This is a genomic window from Phycisphaerae bacterium, from assembly GCA_035384605.1.
Lineage (GTDB): Bacteria > Planctomycetota > Phycisphaerae > UBA1845 > PWPN01 > JAUCQB01.
Map to the genome: position 1 here is coordinate 1 of DAOOIV010000210.1, position 4,261 is coordinate 4,261.

The following is a 4,261-nucleotide window of genomic DNA, read 5'->3' on the forward strand; positions in this document are numbered from 1 at the left end:
TCATCGATGAAACCAAATCAGGGGGTAAAACAATGACGAAATGCCAAACTCCAGGCATGCCCACGCAAAGCCGTGGGCATGGCACCCGGCGATCCCGAAACATGCGCGCAAGCCGCACAGATATCTGGCCGTAGGGTTCTAATTGAACCGCCAAGGCCCCCGCCATCAGCTCTTGGACCACAACAACGCCGTTTTCGGGTGGGACGAGGCCTTGCAATTCCGCGCGAACTTGGCTATGCTCTGGCTCGTGATTTTTTTCACGAATCCGGACAGAACGGTCCGCTGTGGCTACCTCTGTCCGCACGCCCAGGTCACGCCGTCAGTCGAACTTACGGCCATCCGGAGCAAGGGCAAACCCGCAGACCCGACCTCCAGAAAACCAGGGGCGAAAGACGATGGGTTTGGGTAACCTTCGTGGAGAAGAGAGCTCCCTGGTTACGGCACCCCATGGGTCATGGTGTTGAAAGAGCACCGTGTTTGTCGGACTATTTGGAGCGTTCTCAAGCCTTGCACTCGCGCCGGCCTGATGCCGGCAACGCAAGGTTTGTCAGTGAGCACTCCCAGTCAGGATCGAGGTAATGCATGAGTAACATCCCTCTCGAACAGGGCGTCCGGGAGATTTGTCAGGCATGCGGTAACGACCGCACGCGCCTGATGGATATCTGCCGGGCAGTCCAAAACCAGTTCGGATGCGTCTCCGGCGAAGCGATGGATCTTATCGCCAGGGAATGTCGTTGCCCGCGCGTCGAAGTCGAAAGCGTCGTCTCTTTCTACGCTTTCTTCTCCGACAAGCCCAAGGGCAAAATCGTCATCCGCTTGTGCGACGACATCGTGGACCGGCTGCACGGTTATGACCGCGTCGCCAAGGCCTTGTCACAGGAACTGGGTATCGCCTTGGGCCAAACCACTTCCTGCGGCAGTTTCACGCTGGAACGTACGCCCTGCATCGGCATGTGCGACCAGGCCCCGGCCGCGATGGTCAATGACGTCATCGTCACCAAGCTCAACGGCGCCAGCGCCCGTGAAATGATCAAAGAGCTGCGCGAGCACATGGACCCTCGCAAACTGGTGACCAGACTCGGCGACGGACACAACGCCGACGATCGCATCCACGCCATGGTCCATAATAACATTCGCAAGAAGGGCCCGGTCATCTTTGCTCCCTACGAAACCGGTACGGGTCTCAAGAAAGCCTTGGCCATGACGCCGGCCGAGGTGATTCGCGACGTGAAGACCGCCCGGCTCCGCGGACGCGGTGGCGCAGGCTTTCCCACCGGAATAAAATGGGAGTTCACCCGCGCCTCGCAGGGCGATCGCAAGTTTGTCATCTGCAACGGCGACGAAGGCGAACCCGGCACCTTCAAGGATCGCGTGCTCTTCACCGAGTGCGCGGACATGCTTTTTGAGGGCATGACTATCGGCGGCTATGCCATCGGCGCCGACACCGGCATCCTCTACCTCCGCGGCGAATACGCCTACCTCAAGACCTACCTCGACAGCGTCCTCGACGAACGCCGCAGGAAAAACCTGCTGGGAAAGAACATCCTCGGTAAGAATGACTTCAGCTTCGATATCCGCATTCAAATGGGCGCCGGGGCCTACATCTGCGGCGAGGAAACCGCCCTCATCAGCTCCTGTGAGGGCCGAAGGGGCGATCCGAAGAACCGGCCGCCGTTTCCCGCTCAGAAGGGCTATCTCGACTATCCCACGGTGGTCAACAACGTCGAGACCTTCTGCTGCGTCTCACGGATTCTCGATAAGGGCGCCGGTTGGTTCGCCGAGATGGGCTCCAAGGGCAGCCCGGGCACCAAGCTTCTGAGCATCTCCGGCGACTGCAAGGCCCCCGGCGTTTTCGAAGTCCCCTTTGGCACCTGTCTCAAAGACGTGCTCGAAATGGCCAAGGCCGAAGACCCCCTCGCCGCCCAGGTCGGCGGCCCCAGCGGGCAGCTTGTCCCAGCCAAGGACTTCGGCCGTACCATCTGCTATGATGATCTCGCCACCGGCGGCGCCATCGTCGTCTTCAACAAGGCCCGTGATCTGCTTGAGGTCGTCGACTATTACGTCGAGTTCTTCCTCGAAGAAGGCTGCGGCTACTGCACCCCCTGCCGCGTCGGCAACGTCCTGCTCAAGGAGCGCATCGGGAAACTCCTCCGTGGCAAGGGCGAGCCCGGCGACCTGGAATACCTGAAGGAACTGGGCGAGACCATGAAGACCATGAGCCGTTGCGGCCTCGGCCAGACCGCCGGCAACCCCGTCCTGACGAGCCTGGCCAACTTCCCCGAACTCTATCAGGCGAAAATCAGGAAACACGAGACGGTCTTCCAGCCGACCTTCGACATCAAGGCCGCCGTGGCCGACGCCGAAAGGCTCGTCGGACGCAAGTCGGTGATTTTTGCAGGCAAATAGGATGATAAGGAATTGACATGAGCAACACATTTACGTTTACGATCGACGGCGTCGAGGTGCAGGCCTCACCCGGCCAGACCATTCTTGAAGCGGCCGATGCCGCCGGCATCTACATCCCCCGACTGTGCCACATGAAGGGCCTCATCCCCTACGGTTCCTGCCGCGTGTGCACCGTGATGGTCAACGGCCGTCCACAGGCTTCCTGCACGCAGCCGGCGGCGCCGGGGGCCGTCGTACTCAACGACACCGAAGCCCTCCGGACGTTCCGCAGAAACATCATCGACATGCTGTTCGTCGAAGGCAACCACTTCTGCATGTTCTGCGAAAAGAGCGGCAACTGCGAGTTGCAGGCCCTCGCCTACCGCTTCGGCATCACCGCACCCAAGTATCCGTATCAGAACCCCAAGCGGGACGTCGACGCATCGCATCCCGACATCTTCATCGATCGCAACCGGTGCATCTTGTGCGCCCGGTGCGTTCGCGCGTCCCGCGACCTGGACGGCAAGAATGTATTTCAGTTCGTTGGCCGCGGCTCCAGAAAGAAAATCGGCGTCAATGCCTCGGCCCGCCTCAAGGACACGGGAATGGACGTTACCGACAAGGCCGCCGACGTCTGCCCGGTGGGCGCCATCCTCAAGAAGCGAGCGGGCTACGCCGTCCCCATTGGCAAGCGGTTGTATGACCAGAAGCCCATTGGTTCCGATATTGAGGCCGCACGGGCCGGCAAGTGAGGTATAGGAAACATGGCTAAACCAAGAATCGCAACCACGTCCCTGGCCGGCTGCTTCGGCTGCCACATGGCCATCCTCGACATCGACGACCGCATCCTCAAACTGGTCGAGCTCGTCGACTTCGACAGGTCACCGGTCGACGACTTCAAGCACATCACCGGACGCTGCGCCATCGGCCTGATCGAAGGCGGCTGCTGCAACGAGGAAAACGTCCACGTCCTCCAGGAATTCCGCGAAAACTGTGACATCCTTATCTCTCTCGGCGACTGCGCCATCATGGGCGGCATCCCGGCTATGAGAAACACCATTCCCCTGCAGGAATGTCTCGAAGAGGCATACCTGAAGTGCCCGACTTGCTATAACCCCTCGGGGAAAATACCCAACGACCCCGAGATCCCGCTGCTTCTCAACAAGGTCTACCCGTGCCACGAGGTGGTTAAGATCGACTACCACCTGCCGGGCTGCCCGCCCTCGGCCGACACCATCTGGGAAGCCCTGGTCGCGCTGCTGAACAACAAACCGATGGAATTGCCTTACCAGCTCATCAAATACGATTGAGATCGGAGGAACACCGTGTCTGCATCACCCAAAAGTGGCAACAAAATCACCATCATGCCGGTCACTCGCGTCGAGGGCCACGGCAAGGTGACGATCCTGCTGGACAGTAAGAACAAGGTCAAGCAGGCCCGGTTGCACATCGTCGAGTTCCGCGGGTTCGAGCGATTCATCCAGGGCCGGCCCTACTGGGAAGTGCCCGTCCTGGTTCAGCGATTGTGCGGCATCTGCCCGGTCAGCCACCATCTGGCAGCCGCCAAGGCCATGGACCGCATCGTCGGCGCTGACAAGCTCACCCCGACAGCCGAAAAGATGCGCCGACTGATGCACTACGGACAGTTCTTCCAGTCCCACGCCTTGCACTTCTTCCATCTGTGCTCGCCCGACCTGCTGTTCGGCTTTGACGCCGACCCGGCCGTTCGCAACGTGATCGGCGTGGCCGCCAAGTTCCCCGATCTGGCCGTCCAGGGCGTCATGATGCGAAAGTACGGCCAGGAGATCATCCTGCGAACCGCCGGCAAGAAGATCCACGGCACCGGCGCCATCCCCGGCGGCATCAACAAGAACCT

The 4,261-nt window shown here is 60.4% G+C and carries 4 protein-coding genes; all 4 read left to right on the forward strand.

Going from position 1 to position 4,261, the window contains the following annotated elements; all coding sequences use genetic code 11:
• The first annotated feature begins 582 nt into the window (after nt 1-582).
• Nucleotides 583-2,406, forward strand: a complete 1,824-nt coding sequence (locus tag PLL20_21810) for an NAD(P)H-dependent oxidoreductase subunit E (GenBank protein ID HPD32635.1) — start codon at nt 583-585, stop codon at nt 2,404-2,406.
• A 17-nt stretch (nt 2,407-2,423) separates the two neighbouring features.
• Entirely contained in the window at nt 2,424-3,137 is a 714-nt protein-coding gene (locus PLL20_21815; protein HPD32636.1) for a 2Fe-2S iron-sulfur cluster-binding protein, read from the forward strand.
• Between the two features lie 12 nt (nt 3,138-3,149).
• The gene (locus PLL20_21820; GenBank protein ID HPD32637.1) at nt 3,150-3,695 is read left to right on the forward strand and encodes an NADP oxidoreductase; all 546 of its coding nucleotides are present in this window, start codon (nt 3,150-3,152) and stop codon (nt 3,693-3,695) included.
• Nucleotides 3,696-3,749: 54 nt separating this feature from the next.
• The coding region (locus PLL20_21825) for a nickel-dependent hydrogenase large subunit (GenBank protein ID HPD32638.1) at nt 3,750-4,261 on the forward strand (512 nt) is incomplete at its 3' end.